This is a genomic window from Haloarcula amylovorans, assembly GCF_004681185.1.
Classification (GTDB): Archaea; Halobacteriota; Halobacteria; order Halobacteriales; family Haloarculaceae; genus Haloarcula; species Haloarcula amylovorans.
In genome coordinates this window covers 624,004-641,592 of record NZ_SRIF01000002.1, presented here as the reverse complement: position 1 = coordinate 641,592, position 17,589 = coordinate 624,004, and the positions used below count along the sequence as shown (strand labels likewise).

Below are 17,589 nucleotides of genomic sequence, written 5' to 3'. Positions count from 1 at the left end.
CTACCGCTCGCTATCTCACGACTTACGAAACCGCTGCTTCGCGGGAAGTTGGTGATCGAGACGCGCTCCATCCAGCGCGACTCTTGAACCGATCACCGATCGAGTGTTCCAACAGAACTGTCTCAGTTGAACAGGCCGAACACGCCGCCCGAATCCTCGTCTTCGGCGTCCCCGTCCTCTCCCTCTTCTTCGACGAACCAGCTATCGTCGACGATGGTCTCGATGTCCTCCGAGACCGTCTCACCGTGGAAGAAGAGCCGTTCGAGCGCGTCGGTCAGCCGGAGGTACGCATCCGCCGCGTGGCTCTCCGGCCGGTTGAGTACCAACGGTTCGTCGGTCGTCGCCTGCGGGTCGTCCGGCACGACGGCCAGCAGCGGGAACTGAAAGCGATCGGCGATATCGGCGACGTCGGTATGCCGAGTGACGCGGTTGATTATCGCGCCGATGACCTCGCCGTCGATACGGTCGGCGAGTTCTGCCGTCTTGACCGTATCGCCGATGGCGACGTCGTCCGGCGTCGTCACGAGGATGATGCCATCAGCCAGTCCCAGTGGGACGGCCACCTCGTGGCTCAGCCCGGCACCGGTGTCGATGAGCACCACGTCGTAGGCGTTCCGCAGCGTCTTGATGACTTTACGGAGCTTCGCCGGGTCCGCGTCGGCGAAGGCCTCCAGGGACTGCTCGCCCGGGATAACGGTCAATCCGCCGGGTGCGTCGGTGAGCGCCTCGCTGACAGCGGCGTCACCCGCAAGAATCTCGTGGAGGCTCTTTTCGGGTTCGACCGCCAGCATCGCGCCGAGGTTCGCCATCCCGAGGTCCGCGTCGACGACGGCGACGTCGTAGCCCATCTCTTGCAGTCCCGCGCCGACGTTGACCGCGGTCGTCGTCTTCCCGACGCCGCCCTTGCCGCCTGCTACCGTACACACGTACCCCGCCATAATCTGATTGTCTGTCCCCTAGACTGGCACTCATATAAAGCCGGGTGTCCCCGTCTCATGGTGTCACGCATCGGCTCTTTCACACTCGCGTCGTGCTCCGAACCACGCGCCCCTGCTCCACGGCTCGCTATCGCTCACGGTTGCACCGTTCGCATTCGAGGCCGCTGGCGCGGCCTCGCTATCGCTCGCCGTTTCGCTTCGAAGCCCGTTCCCGCTGTCGTCGGACAGCACCGCTGCCCGACTGCCTGAGGGGCCTTCGGTCCCCCTCTGGTCGCGCCCCTCGTTGCTCACGGGTCACTTCGTTCCCCGCTCGCTCACCGTGGTTCTCACTCGCGTTGCTCTCTGAACCACGTGCCTGTCAACAGGTTCTTACACCGCCTGAACCAACACGAAGTAATGAGTGAGCAGGAACAGGAGCAGTCGGACAAACAGAAGTACGAGTTCCGAAAGGTAATCGAGGAACTCAAGGGCTATCAGGGATCAGGAACACAGCTCGTCTCTATCTACGTTCCTGAGGATAAGCTCCTGAGCGACGTCGTTGCCCACGTCACACAGGAACACTCCGAAGCATCGAACATCAAGTCCAAGGATACCCGAACAGCCGTCCAGGACGCGTTGACGTCCATCAAGGACCGGCTTCGCTACTACGAGACGCGACCGCCCGAAAACGGCATAGTACTGTTCTCGGGGGCCATCGACACCGGCGGCGGTCGAACCGACATGGTGACGAAAGTCTTAGAGAGCCCGCCGGACCCAATCGAATCGTTCCGGTATCACTGTGACTCCGATTTCCTCACCGAGCCGCTCGAAGAGATGCTGGCCGATAAGGGCCTGTTCGGACTGGTCGTCTTAGACCGACGCGAGGCCAACGTCGGCTGGCTGAAAGGCAAACGGGTCGAACCCGTCAAATCTGCCTCCTCGCTCGTGCCGGGCAAGCAGCGAAAAGGTGGTCAGTCCGCCCAACGTTTCGCCCGGCTGCGTCTCGAAGCCATCGACAACTTCTATCAGGAAGTCGCGGGGATGGCCAACGACCTGTTCGTCCCTGAACGCCACGAGATGGACGGCGTCCTCGTCGGCGGTCCCTCACCGACCAAAGACGAGTTCCTAGACGGCGATTACCTCCATCACGAACTGCAGGACATGGTGCTCGGGAAGTTCGACGTGGCCTACACCGACGAGTCGGGGCTGTACGACCTCGTCGACGCCGCCGAGGACGTGCTGGCCGAACACGAAATGCTGCAGGACAAGCAGGTCATGGAGGAGTTCTTCAAGCAGCTCCACGACGGTGACCTCGCGACCTACGGGTTCGATCAAACCCGACAGAACCTCAACATGGGCGCGGTCGAACAGTTGCTCATCTCCGAGGACCTCCGGAAAGACGTGGTCGCGTACACCTGTGAGAACGGGCACGACGAGTACGAACTGATCAACAGCAACGCGACCACGCCGGACCACGACTGTACCCGGTGTGGGGCCGCCGTCGACGCCGAGGCCGGTGAACGAGAAGACGCCATCGACCACCTGATGGAACTGGGCGAACAGCGCGGGACCGAGACGGTGTTCATCTCGACGGACTTCGAGAAGGGCGAACAGCTCCTGACGGCGTTCGGTGGCATCGCCGGACTGCTACGCTATTCGACCGGCGTCTAATCGGTTCGAGACGCCACGTCCAGAAGGGGGGTACGGGGTAGTGGGGTCGGTGTGGGTTTTGGACAGGGTAGTCCACGAACGGACACACGTTCCGACTCCGCGTCTACGTAAACGTGAGGTTGGTACATACTATCTGTACCTAACTAGTTAGTGTCCCGAGTCGGCACCTATAGTAACTGTTCGAGTTGGTGGCGTCGCCGGGAGAGGTCGACGTGTGCATCCGTCCCGTAACTCGCTGCGAGTCGGTCCACGACGAGCAACGGGTCCGTCCCGGCCCGTTCGACCCGTTCGAGCAACGCCGTAATCTCTGCTCGGTGTAGCGCCAGCGAGTCCAGTAGCCCGAGTAGCAGGACCATCGGCACCGCCGCGTCCGGGTTCGACGGCATCGCGTCGTCGAGGACGGTCAGGTCGGGAATCGTCTCCGGCGGGTCGTCGGCTGGTCCCATCGCCAGACAGCTCCGACAGATGGTCGCACCGACAGCGTTGCCCGGCAGATACTCCCGCAGTTCGGGCGGGACCGGCACGGCGAGCGTCTCGCCGCCACACTCGGAACAGGACATGGAGAAAACAGGGACGACGGGGAGAAAGGGATATCGGCTGACCAGTCAGTCGTCGGCGGTGAGCGGATCGACGGACTCGGCTTCGGACTCCTCGGCGGCGATGGCATCTTCCTCTTCTTCTTTCTTGGCTTTGATCTTCTTCATGCGGAAGATCTCTTCGCGCTCTTGCTCTTCGAGTTTCTGCTCGATGTACTCCTTGTTGTCGTGGAGGTCCGGCAGCAATTTGAACTCCAGTGCGTTGACGCGGCGCTTAGTCGTCTCGATTTCTTCGAGCATCTTCTTCATCGCCGTCTCGACCTCGGCCGCGAGGATGATCTGTTCGAGCAGTTCCTCGTAGGCGTCGGCGGCCTCGTCGATGCGAGCAGAAGTCCCCATCACGCCGTAGCCACGCTCGTCCAGTGATTTGCTGACCTTACTGGATTCGATCTGTGGGACGACGACACCCATGATGTTTTTCGACTGGGTCGTCAGCTCGGGGTGTTCTTTCAACGCGGCCGCGGCCCCGCGAACGGCGACGTCGCCTTCCATCGCGCGGGCCATGTTGATGGCGCGCTGAGCGCGTTCGTAGGAGTCGTCGAGGTCGCTTCGGACGTCCTGTGCCTGATCGAGGATGTCCATGAACTCCATGATGAGGCCGTCACGCTTCTTCTCTAGCGTGTCGTGCCCGCGCTCGGAGAGCTCGATGCGGTCCTCTATCTGCATCAAGTTCTTCCGGGTGGGTTTGACGTCTTTAGCCATTGTGGGGGTCTATCGGGCCGAGCCAGTTAACCGTTTTCAGTCATCGTGGGGAAGTCGAACGATTTCGCGGTCCGGATGGAACGTGTCGGTACAGGTGCGACTACGGAATCGTAGCGAGTCGAAAAGAGAACGAAACGAACCGATTTATGCTTCGACGGCCTCTTCGTCGGCGCTCTCTGCGGTCTCGTCCTCGCGGTAGTGCTCTTCGATGAGGTCCTCGTCGATGCGGTTGAGTGCATCCTTCGGGAGCATCGAGAGCAGGTCCCAGCCGAGTTCGAGCGTGTCGTCGATGTCTCGGTTGGTGTCGAAGCCCTGGTCGACGAACTCGTCCTCGAAGCGGTCGGCGAAGTCCAGATACTTGTTGTCGAGTTCCGACAGCGCCTCGCGGCCGACGATGTTCACGAGGTCGCGCAGGTCCTCACCCTCCGCGTACGCGGCGAAGATCTGGTCTTTGACGTCGGCGTGGTCGGCGCGGGTAAGCCCCTCGCCGATGCCGTCGTCCATCAGCCGTGAGAGGCTCGGCAGGACGTTGATCGGCGGCTGGACGCCCTGGCTGTTGAGGTCGCGGTCGATATAGATCTGGCCCTCAGTGATGTATCCGGTTAGGTCCGGAATCGGGTGGGTGTCGTCGTCGCCGGGCATCGTGAGGATGGGAATCTGCGTGACAGAGCCCTCACGACCTTCGATACGACCGGCTCGCTCGTAGAGCTGAGCGAGGTCGGTGTACATGTATCCGGGGTAGCCACGCCGGCCGGGGACCTCTTCACGCGCGGCACCGATTTCGCGCAGTGCCTCACAGTAGTTGGTCATGTCTGTCAGGATGACCAGCACGTGGTAGTCTTTCTCGAAGGCGAGGTACTCGGCCGTGGTGAGCGCGAGTCGCGGCGTAATCGTCCGCTCGACGGCGGGGTCGTCCGCGAGGTTCATGAAGACGACCGAGCGTTCCAGCGCGCCGGTGCGCTCGAAGTCGTCCATGAACTCGTTTGCCTCTTCGGCCGTGATACCCATCGCACCGAAGATGACTGCGAACTCGGAGCCCTCTTCGTCGCCGCCTTCCTCCTCTTCGGGCACGGACGCCTGTCGTGCGATCTGCAGCGCGAGGTCGTTGTGAGGAAGTCCCGACGCCGAGAAGATGGGCAGTTTCTGACCCCGGACGAGCGTGTTCATGCCGTCGATGGCCGAGACGCCCGTCTGGATGAACTCCTCGGGGTACTCACGCGAGTAGGGGTTGATAGCCGCGCCGACGATGTCCTGTCGGTCGTCGGGGACGATCTCCGGGCCGCCGTCGATGGGCTGGCCGGTCCCGTCCATGACTCGCCCCAGCAAGTCCTCGGTGACGGGCATCTTCATCGTCTCGCCGAGGAAGCGAACGGAGGCGTCGCGGTCGATACCTTCCGTGCCCTCGAACACCTGGATGGCGACGTAGTCGCTCGCGGATTCGAGCACCTGGCCGCGGCGGGTCTGGCCGTCGCCGGTCTCGATCTCGACGATCTCGTCGTACCCGACCGGTTCGTCGGTCTCGACGAACACCAGCGGGCCGCTGATTTCCGTGATTGTCTGATATTCTTTCATCGTTAGTACTTCTCCCGGAGCTGGGACTTGATGTCCTCCTCCAGTTGGTCGACGTACTCGTTGTAGTCTTCCTGCACGCCGATGCGGTTGATTCGCGGTGCGGCGTCGATGTCGGTGATCTCCTCGACGGGGACACCGGCTTCGAGCGCGTCGAAGGCCGCGTCGTTGTACGACTGGATGACATCCATGATGCGGTAGGTCTTCTCCGGTTCGCAGTAGGTGTCCACGTCGTGGAACGCGTTCTGCTGGAGCCACGCCTCACGCAGGTACCGGGCGATTTCCAGCGTGAGCTGCTGGTCTTCCGGCAGGGCGTCCTTCCCGACGAGCTGGACAATCTCCTGTAGCTCGGCCTCCTCGTCGAGGACGTCGATGGCCCACTGTCGCGTCTCCGGCCAGTCGTTCCGGACGTTCTCGACGAACCACGGGTCAAGCTGGTCCCGATAAAGAGAGTACGACTCGTTCCAGTTGATAGACGGGAAGTGTCGCCGTTCGGCCAGGTCCGCGTCCAGCGCCCAGAACGTCTTGACGATACGCAGCGTGTTCTGTGTGACCGGTTCCGAGAAGTCCCCACCCGGCGGCGAGACGGCCCCGATGACCGAGACGGATCCCTCGGTGTCGTTGATGTTCTGGAAGTAGCCGGCGCGCTCGTAGAACTCGCTCAGGCGAGCCGAGAGGTACGCGGGGTACCCCTCCTCGCCGGGCATCTCCTCCAGTCGGGAGGAAATCTCGCGCATGGCCTCGGCCCACCGGGAGGTGGAGTCGGCCATCAGCGCCACGTCGTACCCCATGTCGCGGAAGTACTCCGCGATGGTGATTCCCGTGTAGACACAGGATTCACGCGCCGCGACGGGCATGTTCGACGTGTTGGCGATGAGGCAGGTCCGGTCCATCAGGGCGTTACCCGTGATGGGGTCTTCTAGTTCCGGGAAGTCCTCGATCACTTCGGTCATCTCGTTGCCACGCTCGCCACAACCGACGTAGACGACGATGTCCGCGTCGGCCCACTTGGCGAGTTGGTGCTGGGTAACCGTCTTCCCGGAGCCGAACGGCCCCGGAATCGCGGCCGTCCCACCCTTCGCGATGGGGAACAGGCCGTCCAGCACGCGCTGCCCTGAGATGAGGGGTTCGGTCGGTGTCTCCTTCTCGTTGGCCGGGCGCTGAGTGCGGACCGGCCACTCCTGGCGCATCTGGATCTCTTCGCCGTTGTCCAGGGAAACGACCGGCTCAGTGACCGTGAAGTTGCCCGACTCAGCGGACGTGACTTCGCCGCCCTCGTAGTCGGGCGGGACCATCACTTTGTGTTCGATGCTGGGGGTCTCGGGAACGGTCCCGACGATGTCGCCGGCTTCGACCGTGTCACCTGCTTCGACGGTCGGCTCGAACTCCCAGGTCTTCTCTAAGTCGATGCCCGGCGCGTCGACCCCGCGGTCGAGATACGCCGAATTCATCTTCTCTTCGAGCACGTCGAGCGGGCGCTGGACGCCGTCGTAGATGGCGTCGAGCATACCCGGCCCGAGGTCCACCGACAGCGGTGCGCCGGTCCCCTCGACGGGTTCACCGGGGGAGACACCGGAGGTCTCCTCGTACACCTGGATGGTGGTGATGTTGCCTTCGATCTCGATGACCTCGCCCATCAGCCCTTCCGAACCGACGTAAACGACGTCGTTCATCCGGGCGTCGAGGTCTCGAGCCGTTACGACCGGTCCCGAGACGCTTTCGATGATGCCGTCCTCGCGGACGTCGGATTCTGTTGCTTGACTCATTGTTTAGTCTTCGTCCATCAGGTCGATACCGATGGCTCGCTTGATCTGGTCACGTAGTCCACCGCTACCGGTGCCACCGCCGAGTGTCACCAGTACCGGCTCGACGCTCGTTTCGGCGTTCTGACGGACGCCTCGCGAGAGATGCTCTAGGTCGTCGTCGTGCATCACGACGATGCCGACGTCGTCGTCGCTGAGCATCTCTTCGACGGCGTCGTCGAGTCGCTCGTCTTTCTCGTCTGCGGGGACGTCCGCGAACTTGCGGACCCCCGCCAGTCGGAACCCCGTCGTGAACTCGGGGCTGCCGATGACGCCTATCTCCTGGCTCATAGTATCACCAGTTCCTGTTCGATCTCTTCGGGTTCGAGACCCGCTTCCCGACCGCGGGCGATGGCCCGGATGTTGTCCACCTCGCGCTCCTTGGCGAGGATGTAGGACAACACCGGACAGACCGACAGCGGATACCGGTTCGACAAGCGGTCGGCGTACTCTAGGAGTGCCGCGTCGAGTGCCCGCTCGAACTCGATGAGGTTGTCAGCTTCCTCTAAGGCGCTCAGCGCCGTATCGAGTTTGTCGCCGTACGTACTCTCACGGACGGCCGCGACGATCCCCTCGACGTTCGCTGAGAGCTGTGTGAGAGTCTGCTCGTCGAATAGCTTCCCGCCCTCGATGTAGTACTCTGCCGGGTCGGCGTCGGCGCCACTGCGAGCGAGGCGGAGGGCGTTCCGGAGGTTCCGGAAGTCCACCTCGGACTGCAGGAACTCGACGTACAGTCCGGTCGGACTGTCGATTTCGGGGTTGTTGGGAAGCCCTTCGACCAGCGTTTCGTAGAACGCACGGTCGAGGGCATTCTCCAGCGGCACGAGGACGTCGCTCTCCTCGTAGATCGGGTAGGCCGCGGCCATCGCCTCGCCGAATATGGTGTCGTCGAGCAGTTCGACGACCTCTTCGATGGAGCCGGCGGCGAGCAGCTGGTCGATTCGTCGCTCGCTGAACTCGCCGGCACGGATGAGGTCGTCTTCGACCTCGGTTGAATCTGCTCCGGCGTACAGTCCGCGGATGACCGTCTTCACGTTCCAGACGTCGAACTTCCGCAGGTAGCGGGCGATGTAGTCGTACAGTGCCCCCTCGGCCCACTCCAACAGGTCGTCGAAGTGTTTCGCGAGGTTTCGATTCAGCGCGTATTCGACGAGGTCGACACCGGAGTACCGAGACCCGAGCGCGTTCATCTCCGTCTCGTACTCGGTCTCCTCCATGAAACGAGCGATCTCGCTCGTCCCCATACGGACGAGTTTCCGATAGTCGTCGTCGTCGAACAGCGAGGCACGACGTGAGCGAACCCGAGCGATAACGTACTCGTAATTCGAGCTCCGGCCGCGGTTTGCCGCCCCGTTGCTGCTCATTGTGAATCGAAGAGTCGATCGCTAATTGCTTTCAGGTTGTCCTCCCAGACGCTCTCCAGCACGGAGTCGAACGTGTTGTTCACACGGACGCGGGAGGTTTCGCTCTCGACAACCACACCGCCGAGGCAGTCGTGTTCCCCGGCGAACTCTGCGTCGTCGTAGTCGGTGAGGATATCCTCGATGAGGGCCTGATCGTCGGCGCGGCCGTAGACGCGAAGCGTCGCGCCGTCGTCGAACTCGGAGACCGCGCTCGAAAGCAGCGAGCGCGTCAGCTCCTCGCGCCGTGCACCGTCGATGTCGGCGACGGCCTGCTCGACGTCCTCGTGAACGTCCTCTAAGACGTCACGGCGGGCTTCCAGCCGAGCCTGCTTGGCTTCGAGCTTCGCCGAGGAGAGGCGCTGTTCGCGCAACTGCTCGGTCTCTCGTTGGACTTCGGCTTCGCGCTCCTCGTGAATCTGCTCGGCGTCGGCCTCGGCCTCGGAAACGATCTCCTCGGCGCGCTCGTCGGCCTCATCACGAATTTCGTCTGCACGCGCGCGGGCCTCGTCTCGGATGTCCTCTACGACTGTATCAAGGCTCATTGTTGGAAAAGGAGGGTCGGTTAGTTAGGAACGACGAAGACAACGACCAGCGCGAGGATGACCAGTGTCTCCGGCAGGACCGTCAGGATGAGGCCACGACCGAACATGCTGTCGTCCTCGGCGGCAGCGCCGACGGCGGCGGCACCGATCCCTCGCTCCGCGTATCCCGAGCCGAGTGCGGCCAGACCGACGGCGAGCGCCGCGGCAGCTTTGTTTGGGATAGCTGGCGCAGCGGAAGTACCTTCTTGCAGTACAGCGTTGACAACGAGTGCGATGTTCTCGATCATGTTGTTGAAGTCCTCTCTAGGTGCTCGTGTCCGAACAGGCGTATGTGACTCCACGGAGTTCATAAAGCTTCCCAAAACGCTTCGTCAGCGTACTGTCTCGGCGATTTAGGCGCTCAGGACGGTGGGGTTGTGAGCTGGTACCAGCCACCTTTGGGCGGTATGAGCGACGGAGGATACCCTCGTAGGCGTGAAATACGGAAAATACGGGAGATGTTGACGCGCGGGCGTCGGTTAGTCGTCGTTACTGTAGGTCCGTTCGTAGCCGAACGGGTTGTACTTCTTGCCGCCGCCTTCGAAGAATTTCCCGAAGAACTCGACGTACTCGAGACGCACGCCCTGTAGCCCGGCACTCGTGACGCCGAGGATGAGGACGAGCAGGTGTCCCAACACGAGGACGAGCAACCCGCCGACGAGGCCGGCGATGCCCGAGTGCATCAGACCGGGGAACATGACGCTCGTGACTTCGTGACCGTGGTAGGTCCCCTGTTCGAGCATGTACGCCGGCGAGTGGCCGATACCGAAGTGCCACTCTGGACCATGGCCCGTCTCGACGACGTAGACGCCGAAGAACAGCAGGTTGACCACGAAGGCCATCCCCGCCTTGGCAAGCAGCACCGCGGCCAGTCGGGTGTACGACAGGACGTTCACGAGCACGTTGAGGAACTCGATGACCTCGATGAGGTCTGCGAGCGCCAGCAGCACGAAGCCGACGAAGAACACGCCCAACCACGCCGAGAACGGCGCACCGAGCACGGGAATGGTGAACAGGTTGATGGGCGGGAGACCGGCGAAGCCGAACGCGAACGGATGACCGGCGAAGATTCCCTCCTCCGCTGTATAGAGGAAGTTCGGCGCGGAACCGTTCGCACCCGAGAACACCCATGCCCAGAGCCCGAACATCATCAGGAGCCACGACCCGCTCTCGGTGAGCGCGTCCCAGAGGCCGTGCTCCATGTTCTCGATGAAGTCGAATATCCAGCCGACGGCGAGATGCAACATCCCGACCAGCAGACTGATGGTCAGCCACGCGATGGCGTAGTTACCGTACACTGGCTGGAGACCCTTGTGCATCGGTGGGCTGCCGCCCCAGACGATTTCGCCGAGCTGATGGAGACCGAAGAACTCGCCGTAGAGGATACCGAACAGCATCGTGAAGCCACCGGCCCACATCGCGACGCCGCCGAGGCTCTTCATCACGTCGCCGTCCATCTTCGAGTAGAGGCCGTACCCCGCAAGGAAGTAGAGGATGCCGTAACCGAGGTCGCCGATCATGAACCCGTAGAAGGCCGGGAACGTCAGGAAGAACAGCACCGTCGGGTCGAACTCCCCGTACTTGGGGCGGTTGACGACTTCGACGAGCGCCTCGAAGGGTCGGGCCGGCGCGGCGTTGTCCTGAATCACCGGTGGCTCGTCGTCGTCCATCGTGACGAGGCCACCGTCGGCGGCGACCTCCTGCTGTTGGCTCTCCTCTTCTTCTTCGGCTTCGGGGGCCGTCACGGTCTGGCCCACCGTCGCGTCGCCGCCACCGCCGCCCTCGTGTTCAATCTCCTCGCGGGCGTGGGCGTGGCCGTCGTCGTACTCGGCGACTTCGAGCTTTTCGACGTCCACGGCCTCGCTCACGTCGGATTCGATCGCACTCTCGAACGCCGCGTAGCGCTCGTTGGGAATCCACCCCTCGGCGATGAAGGCGTTCTCCGTCGTGGCGAAGGTCAGCGGCGCTTCGGCCTTCTGGACCTCGATGGCGAGTTTCTCCTCGGCCGCAAGGAGGAATCCGCCGTAGTCGAGCCGTAGGTCGCCGAGTTCGTCCTCAACGGTTGCGAGTTTGGATTCGAGTTGCTGTCTCCGATGTTGCAGCTCCTCTACATATTCCGATGGTGCGCCGTCGCCCTCCGGGATCTGTAGCTGTGAGAAGGTCGCACCGACCAGCGCGTCCTGCAGCTTGCTTTCGTCGGTTCGAGCGAAGACGGCGATGACGCCGTCCTCGTCGAACACTTGGAAGGTATCGACGTCGCTGTCGGCCAGCGCCACCTTCACCTCGTCCGCGTCACCCTCGCCGACGACGACAGAGAGCGTGTCATAGCCACGGAGCAAATCCAGATCGATGCCCAGCGTGACGAACGGTTCCATCGTGTTGATGCGCTCTTCGACGTTCCGAAGGTCGTCACGGACCTCGCCACGTCTGTCGTCGAGTTCGTTGACCTGCGTTCGGACCTCCTCTAGGTCCTCTTTGAGCGCGTCGTCGGTGACGAGTCGCTTCGGCCCGGCGTCCTCCTCGTCGATATCGAGGATCGATTCGAGCGAACGGACCGTCACGAGTTGGTCCGATGCCTCGTCGGCCCCGTCGACGGGGTCACCGGGTTCGAAGCCGTCCCACGACCCGTCGTACTCGGTGACGTGGAGCATGCCGAGGTCGTGGACCGACCCGATGACTTCCTCCATGACGCGTTTCGACCCGGTCACCGAGACGCGACACATCTTCTCAGGTCTGAACATGTACCGCCTCCTCGAAGAGGTCTGTGACGTATTCGACCACCTCGTCTTCTCGTCCGGCGGCCTCTGCTTCGAGTTCCTCGCGGGCGTTCTCACCCTCGGCGATGAGTTCCGCTCGCTCCTTCTCGATTTCCTTGCGCGCCGCTTCGAGGCGAGCCTCCGCGTCGGCCTCTGCCTCTTCACGAGCCTGTTCGCGTATTTCCTCGGCCCGTTCGCGGGCCTCGGCAAGTCGTTCGTCCCGGTCCTCCTCGGCCTCGGCGACGATTTCGTCGGCCTCCTGCTCGGCCTCCTTTATCCTATCTAGAACTTCTGGCCGTGGCATTTGCTAATCGTGTGACCGTTGCTAGAGCGGCTATTTGGTAGTTGCGAAGTTTCTGCGCGTGCGTGTGAACCACAGTCACCCGGTGAATCGCCGGAGCGTCCGCCCCCAGGCCGAAATCCGGGGAATTATGACCGCGAGATTCTAACAGCCAATAATGGGAGTCCTCGAAAACAAAGCCCGCGCGCGGACGTTTTACAAGTACCTCTCGAAGGTATACGACCAGGTCAACCCCTTCATCTGGGACGAGCGGATGCGCGACGAAGCCATCGAGATGCTGGGACTTTCGGCTGACGACCGAGTACTCGACGTTGGCTGTGGCACCGGCTTTGCCACCGAAGGACTCCTCGAACACGTAGACACCGTCTACGGACTGGACCAGAGCCCCCACCAGTTATCGAAGGCTTACCAGAAGTTCGGCAAGCACGGTGACGTTCGGTTTCACTTAGGCGATGCGGAACGACTCCCCTTCAAAGATGACGCCTTCGACGTCGTCTGGTCGTCTGGGTCTATCGAATACTGGCCGAATCCCGTCGTCGCGTTGCGAGAGTGCCGTCGCATCACGAAACCCGGCGGACAGGTGCTCATCGTCGGCCCGGACTATCCCAACTCCACTATCTTCCAGAAGCTAGCCGACGCCATCATGCTGTTTTACGACGAGAGCGAGGCCACGCGGATGTTCGAAGCAGCCGGTTACGAGGAGTTCGAACACCATATTCAACAGTCTCGACCCGGGAGCCCGCGGGCGATCACGACGATCGCACAAGTGCCAGAGTAGGTGGGATCGTTCACTCCGGAAATACGGGAACCGAGACTTCAGTTCCGTTCTCCGTAGTCACGTTGACCGTGTACGAACCGCGGGGTTGTACCGCCCAAAGGTGACCATTAGACCCGGTGCGGCCGACCGTCTGACCGTTGATCTCGACCGTTCCGTCGACGGGCTCCGAGGATTCCTCATCGACCACCGACATGACTAGCGGACCAGTCTCGTAGGACTGATCGATGGTCACCCGGAGGCCGTCCTCGAAGGCCGTTTCGGTACTCGACGTTCGCACGCTGCTCAAATCGCGGTGCTGGAGTTCGTAGAAGACGTTCGTGGTCCCGCCGTCTAAGAAGAACGTCAGCTGTCCGTTACTCGTCTGGGCGGCCAGCCGGTAGATCCCGGTATCACCGTAGGCGTTGACGCTGGGAAGTTGGCGCTGGTACGTCCACGGATACAGCTCTCGTCCGCGCTCGACCGCGGCCACGAGTCGGTCGCCGCCGGCTTCGTTCCGGGCGGCTTCCGCGAACGCGTCGGTTCGATTCGGCGCTCGCTGGCTGCCCAAGCGCGTCTCGCGGACGTACTGGCTCCCGTCGATGGTGGCGAGCATGTACGCATCCGTCGAGGATTCGAGATAGACGACATCCGCGCCCCCGGTACCGAACATCGACTCGGTCAACTGCTCGCCAACCGGTCCCTGCAGCGTCCGTAGGTTTCCGAGAACGTTGTTCATCCGGGTCGTCATCCCCTCACTCGTCGAGTAGTCCGGTGCGATCTCCGCGGTGCTCTTGACGCGGTTGAGCCGCTGGGTGAGTTCCCGCGACTCCGTATCGACCATCGAACGGACTCGGAGGAACTCGGTCGCGGTTATTTCCCCGTTCGCGTACTGCCGAATCGCCGTCTGCTGTCTGCGGTCGAGCTCGGCTTCCTCAGCCTCGATACTCGATAACACCCGACGGATGTGTTGGGTGCGCTCGAACTCCGAATCGAGGCGACCGAAGCGCGACTCGAACGCCGCGGCCTCGTGGCGCTGATGGAGCGCCGTCGACCCGGCGGCGACGGCCGTGCCGACGTCGATACCGCTCTCGTTGAACGACGATGTCCTGACCTCACTGTCCGGGATCGTCAGGTGGTTCGTCGTGTTCTCGATCGTGGCGACACGCGGGGCCGGGGGCGCAGCCGTCTGTGACTGTGTCGCCGACACGCTCCAACCGGCGACAGGAGCGACCGCCGCACTGACGAACAAGAGTGCGACGAGGAGGGCGGGGAGGGTTCGCATCACCACCGGATACAGCCCCACCGTACAAAAATCCCTCTATTACTGCACTTCAAATAGCAGGCTGAGAAGGCCCGAGACGTTTCAAAGGCGCGTCTGACGTTTTATAGCCGGATGGAAAGGGTTTTGCCGACGGACTGTGGATTCTCGTGTGGAAATGGTCCCGCGGGCTCCTGCTGCCTTCCTCGTCCTCCTCGTCGTGGCGTCGGTAGCGACGCCGGTCGCGGCATCGGCGGTCGCTCCCACACGGCCAGCACAGCAGATGGCGCCGACCGAGACGCCGACGCCGGTCTCGGAGAACACGACGTTTTACGTCCAGATACAGCCCAACGGCGACGCCCGCTGGACCATCACAGATACGTACGCGTTAGAAGATCAGAACGACACGGAAGCCTTCGAATCGCTAGCTCAGAAGTACGTAGACGGTGAGACGGACACCCGGTGGGAAGCGGCGTTCCGTGAGGCCAACGAGCGGGCAACGGCGGCGACGGGCCGGGAGATGAACATCACCGGGATGAACCGGGACTACGTCGTCAACGAGCACCGGGGAACGCTCATCCTCGAATTCACGTGGACGGACTTCGCCACTGTCGAACGGGGGCAACTCTTCGTCGGTGACGCGTTCGATACGCCCGAAGGGACGTGGTTCAAGAGTCTCAACGAGAACCAGCAACTCGTCATCTCAGCCCCGGCGGGGTATGGCGTCCAGAACTCGCCGCCACGAACGGCCGTCATCGACGGCGAACTCCGCTTCGAGGGGCCCCGGACGTTCGAACCCGACTATCTCGAGATTATATACACCGGCAACCCCGACCGCTCCTCGACCGGGACGCCCGAACAGCCGGCTGGACTCTTCGGAAACATCCCCTTCTGGTTCGGGGCTGTCCTCATGCTCGTCGTCGGTCTCGTCGTCGCAGTCGGCTACATCAACTGGCAGGGTACTCTCGACCTTCCGCCCGCGGGCGCGAGTGAGACGAACACCGATGGTGGCAGCGGCGGTGGTGCGGCCGGTGCCGTCGCCAGCGGGGCTGCAAGCGGCGGGTCGAACGATTCGGACACTACCGTTGCTTCCGACGACGGCGAGGACGAGGAGACCGATGTTACACTCTTGAGCGACGAGGAGCGCGTCGAACGGCTGCTCGATCAGAACGGCGGGCGGATGAAACAGGCTCGCATCGTCAAGGAGACCGGCTGGTCGAACGCCAAGGTCTCGCAGTTGCTCTCCTCGATGGACGAGGACGGTCGTATCGACAAACTCCGGATTGGGCGGGAGAACCTCATCTCCTTCCCCGACGAGGACGTCACCCAGATCGACGAGTAAGGTAAACATCCTCGGGGAGGTTTCTGGTTCGGAAACGTTTATTCGCCGTCCGACCGCAGTGCGTGGTATGAAAATTCTTGTCACGGTGAAGGAGGTGGTCGTCGTCGAAGACGAGTTCGAGATAGACGGACTGGCTATCGACGACCGCTACGTCACCGACGATCTCAACGAGTGGGACGACTACGCCGTGGAGGCAGCCGTCCAGATACGGGAGGCGGGCGAAGATGTGGAGGTCGTCGCCGTGACGGTCGGCGATGCCGACACCGAGGACACCATCCGACAGGCGCTGGCGAAGGGTGCCGACCGTGCGATACGCATCTGGGACGACGCGCTGGCCGAAGCGGGACTGCTCGACCCCGAGACGAAGGCACGGCTGCTCGCGGCTGTCGCCGAAGAGGAGGACCCGGATCTCGTGTTGACGGGCGTGCAGTCGGCCGACGACGGGTTCGGCGCGACTGGCGTGACGCTGGCCGAGAAGATCGGATTCGAGTGGGCGGCCGTCGTCAACGCCTTGGACCTCGACCGCGAGGCCGGTGTTGCCCACGTCCACCGCGAACTGGAGGGTGGCGTCGACGAGCTGACCGACGTGTCGCTCCCCGCAGTCCTGACGATTCAGACCGGAATCAACGAACCGCGCTACGCCAGTCTTCGCGGGATTCGACAGGCCCAAAGCAAGGAACTGGCCGAGTACGACCTCTCGGACCTCGGGCTCTCGGCGGCCGACATCGAGAGTCCGCTCGAACAGACCGCCCTCTACGAACCCGAAAGCGAGAGCGACGCGACGGTGTTCGAGGGGAGCGCGGAAGAGACGGCCACTGAACTCGCCGGCTTGCTCCGCGAGAAGGGGGTGGGCCAGTGACGGTCCTCACCGTCGCCGAACACCGCCGCGGTGAGCTCAGAGACGTGAGCCTCGAAGCGCTGACGGCCGGGCGAGAACTGGCCGAGGAAGCTGGTGTCGAACTGCACACCGCGATCGTCGGCGGCGACGTCGACGCGTTCGCCGACCGGTTGAACCGCGAGGGCGTCGAGACGATCCACACGGTCGATGAAGGCGAGGAGTTCAACCACGACGTGTACGTGCAGGCGGTGACGCAACTGGCGAACGCCGTCTCTCCCCAGTTCCTGCTCCTGCCCAACACTGTCAACGGGCTGGACTACGCGCCCGCCGTCGCCAGCCGCCTCGACCGACCGCTGGTGACCGACGTCGTCGAACTCGCCTACGACGACGAACTTACGGCGACCCGCGAGCTGTACGGCTCGAAAGTCGAGACGACCATCGACGTCCACAGCGAGACCTCCACAGCGACTCTTCGTCCCGCCGAGTGGCCGGCAGCGGAGGGGACCGGCGACGCCACCGTCGAGGCCTTCGACGTGGACATCGACGAATCGGCGGTCCGCTCGACGGTCACAGGATTCGAGGAGGTCGGCGGCGGCGACGTGGACATCAGCGACGCGGACGTGCTGGTCTCGGTGGGCCGAGGTATCGAAGACGAGGAGAACTTAGAGATGATTCGCGACCTCGCCGAGACGCTCGGCGCGACGGTGTCCGCCTCGCGGCCGCTCATCGACAACGGCTGGCTGGAAAAGAACAGACAGGTCGGCCAGTCGGGGAAGGTCGTCACGCCGGACGTCTACATCGCCATCGGCATCTCCGGTGCGGTTCAGCACGTCGCCGGGATGAAGGGAAGCGACACTATCGTCGCCATCAACTCCGACCCCAACGCGCCCATCTTCGACATCGCCGACTACGGTATCGTCGACGACCTCTTCGAGGTTGTCCCCGCGCTCATCGAACAGTTCGAGGAATAGCGAGGGAGTGGGCCGAGCGCGTGTTTCATCGCGCGCGACGCCGTCAGAGCAGGCTCTGACGAGCCTTCGTTCACTCCACTCACGAAGACGGGGAAGGGTAGGCCTTCCTGAGAAGCATACCGCTC

17 protein-coding genes are annotated in these 17,589 nt (G+C 62.8%); 5 read left to right on the top strand and 12 right to left on the bottom strand.

Translation table 11 applies throughout. The annotated features are described in order from the left end of the window. Positions 1 to 122: 122 nt before the first annotated feature. Positions 123 to 938 carry a MinD/ParA family ATP-binding protein gene (locus tag E4S61_RS10445; protein WP_135303875.1) on the bottom strand — a complete coding sequence of 272 codons (816 nt, stop codon included), beginning with the start codon at positions 936 to 938 and terminating at the stop codon, positions 123 to 125. Between the two features lie 396 nt (positions 939 to 1,334). Here E4S61_RS10445 and prf1 point away from each other — a divergent pair, with 396 nt between their 5' ends. Next, a complete protein-coding gene (gene prf1 / locus E4S61_RS10440; protein WP_135303874.1) occupies positions 1,335 to 2,588 on the top strand; it encodes a peptide chain release factor aRF-1 in 1,254 nt (417 codons plus the stop codon). Positions 2,589 to 2,755: 167 nt separating this feature from the next. Here prf1 and E4S61_RS10435 read toward each other — a convergent pair whose 3' ends face one another. The 10 genes from E4S61_RS10435 to ahaH form a co-directional block, all read right to left on the bottom strand. After that, entirely contained in the window at positions 2,756 to 3,148 is a 393-nt protein-coding gene (locus tag E4S61_RS10435) for a DUF6276 family protein (protein ID WP_135303873.1), read from the bottom strand. A gap of 45 nt (positions 3,149 to 3,193) precedes the next feature. Beyond that, positions 3,194 to 3,886, bottom strand: a complete 693-nt coding sequence (locus E4S61_RS10430; protein ID WP_135303872.1) for a V-type ATP synthase subunit D — start codon at positions 3,884 to 3,886, stop codon at positions 3,194 to 3,196. Positions 3,887 to 4,030: 144 nt separating this feature from the next. Then, positions 4,031 to 5,458 carry an ATP synthase subunit B gene (locus E4S61_RS10425; RefSeq protein ID WP_135303871.1) on the bottom strand — a complete coding sequence of 476 codons (1,428 nt, stop codon included), beginning with the start codon at positions 5,456 to 5,458 and terminating at the stop codon, positions 4,031 to 4,033. A 2-nt stretch (positions 5,459 to 5,460) separates the two neighbouring features. Continuing rightward, the gene (locus E4S61_RS10420; RefSeq protein WP_135303870.1) at positions 5,461 to 7,221 is read right to left on the bottom strand and encodes an ATP synthase subunit A; all 1,761 of its coding nucleotides are present in this window, start codon (positions 7,219 to 7,221) and stop codon (positions 5,461 to 5,463) included. Positions 7,222 to 7,224: 3 nt separating this feature from the next. Beyond that, complete coding sequence (locus E4S61_RS10415; RefSeq protein ID WP_135303869.1) at positions 7,225 to 7,548, bottom strand: V-type ATP synthase subunit F; 324 nt, start codon at positions 7,546 to 7,548, stop codon at positions 7,225 to 7,227. Beyond that, a complete protein-coding gene (locus E4S61_RS10410) occupies positions 7,545 to 8,621 on the bottom strand; it encodes a V-type ATP synthase subunit C (protein ID WP_135303868.1) in 1,077 nt (358 codons plus the stop codon). The genes E4S61_RS10415 and E4S61_RS10410 overlap by 4 nt, the downstream gene beginning before the upstream one ends. Continuing rightward, the gene (locus E4S61_RS10405; RefSeq protein ID WP_135303867.1) at positions 8,618 to 9,202 is read right to left on the bottom strand and encodes a V-type ATP synthase subunit E; all 585 of its coding nucleotides are present in this window, start codon (positions 9,200 to 9,202) and stop codon (positions 8,618 to 8,620) included. The genes E4S61_RS10410 and E4S61_RS10405 overlap by 4 nt, the downstream gene beginning before the upstream one ends. A 20-nt stretch (positions 9,203 to 9,222) precedes the next feature. Continuing rightward, positions 9,223 to 9,489, bottom strand: a complete 267-nt coding sequence (locus tag E4S61_RS10400; protein ID WP_135303866.1) for a F0F1 ATP synthase subunit C — start codon at positions 9,487 to 9,489, stop codon at positions 9,223 to 9,225. Positions 9,490 to 9,720: 231 nt separating this feature from the next. Beyond that, complete coding sequence (locus E4S61_RS10395; protein ID WP_135303865.1) at positions 9,721 to 11,982, bottom strand: V-type ATP synthase subunit I; 2,262 nt, start codon at positions 11,980 to 11,982, stop codon at positions 9,721 to 9,723. Beyond that, positions 11,969 to 12,301 carry an ATP synthase archaeal subunit H gene (gene ahaH / locus E4S61_RS10390; RefSeq protein ID WP_135303864.1) on the bottom strand — a complete coding sequence of 111 codons (333 nt, stop codon included), beginning with the start codon at positions 12,299 to 12,301 and terminating at the stop codon, positions 11,969 to 11,971. The genes E4S61_RS10395 and ahaH overlap by 14 nt, the downstream gene beginning before the upstream one ends. 154 nt (positions 12,302 to 12,455) lie before the next feature. On the opposite strand from ahaH, the gene E4S61_RS10385 reads away from it, so the two are divergent. Further along, positions 12,456 to 13,076 carry a methyltransferase domain-containing protein gene (locus E4S61_RS10385; protein ID WP_135303863.1) on the top strand — a complete coding sequence of 207 codons (621 nt, stop codon included), beginning with the start codon at positions 12,456 to 12,458 and terminating at the stop codon, positions 13,074 to 13,076. Between the two features lie 10 nt (positions 13,077 to 13,086). Here E4S61_RS10385 and E4S61_RS10380 read toward each other — a convergent pair whose 3' ends face one another. After that, complete coding sequence (locus E4S61_RS10380) at positions 13,087 to 14,337, bottom strand: DUF7096 domain-containing protein (protein WP_135303862.1); 1,251 nt, start codon at positions 14,335 to 14,337, stop codon at positions 13,087 to 13,089. Positions 14,338 to 14,491: 154 nt separating this feature from the next. Between E4S61_RS10380 and E4S61_RS10375 the strand changes: the two genes are divergently transcribed. From E4S61_RS10375 to E4S61_RS10365, 3 genes are all read left to right on the top strand, one after another. Next, positions 14,492 to 15,655: a helix-turn-helix transcriptional regulator gene (locus E4S61_RS10375; protein WP_135303861.1), complete on the top strand. Its 1,164-nt coding sequence runs from the start codon at positions 14,492 to 14,494 to the stop codon at positions 15,653 to 15,655. Between the two features lie 67 nt (positions 15,656 to 15,722). Continuing rightward, a complete protein-coding gene (locus tag E4S61_RS10370) occupies positions 15,723 to 16,514 on the top strand; it encodes an electron transfer flavoprotein subunit beta/FixA family protein (protein ID WP_135303860.1) in 792 nt (263 codons plus the stop codon). After that, the gene (locus E4S61_RS10365; protein ID WP_135303859.1) at positions 16,511 to 17,464 is read left to right on the top strand and encodes an electron transfer flavoprotein subunit alpha/FixB family protein; all 954 of its coding nucleotides are present in this window, start codon (positions 16,511 to 16,513) and stop codon (positions 17,462 to 17,464) included. The genes E4S61_RS10370 and E4S61_RS10365 overlap by 4 nt, the downstream gene beginning before the upstream one ends. Positions 17,465 to 17,589: the final 125 nt, after the last annotated feature.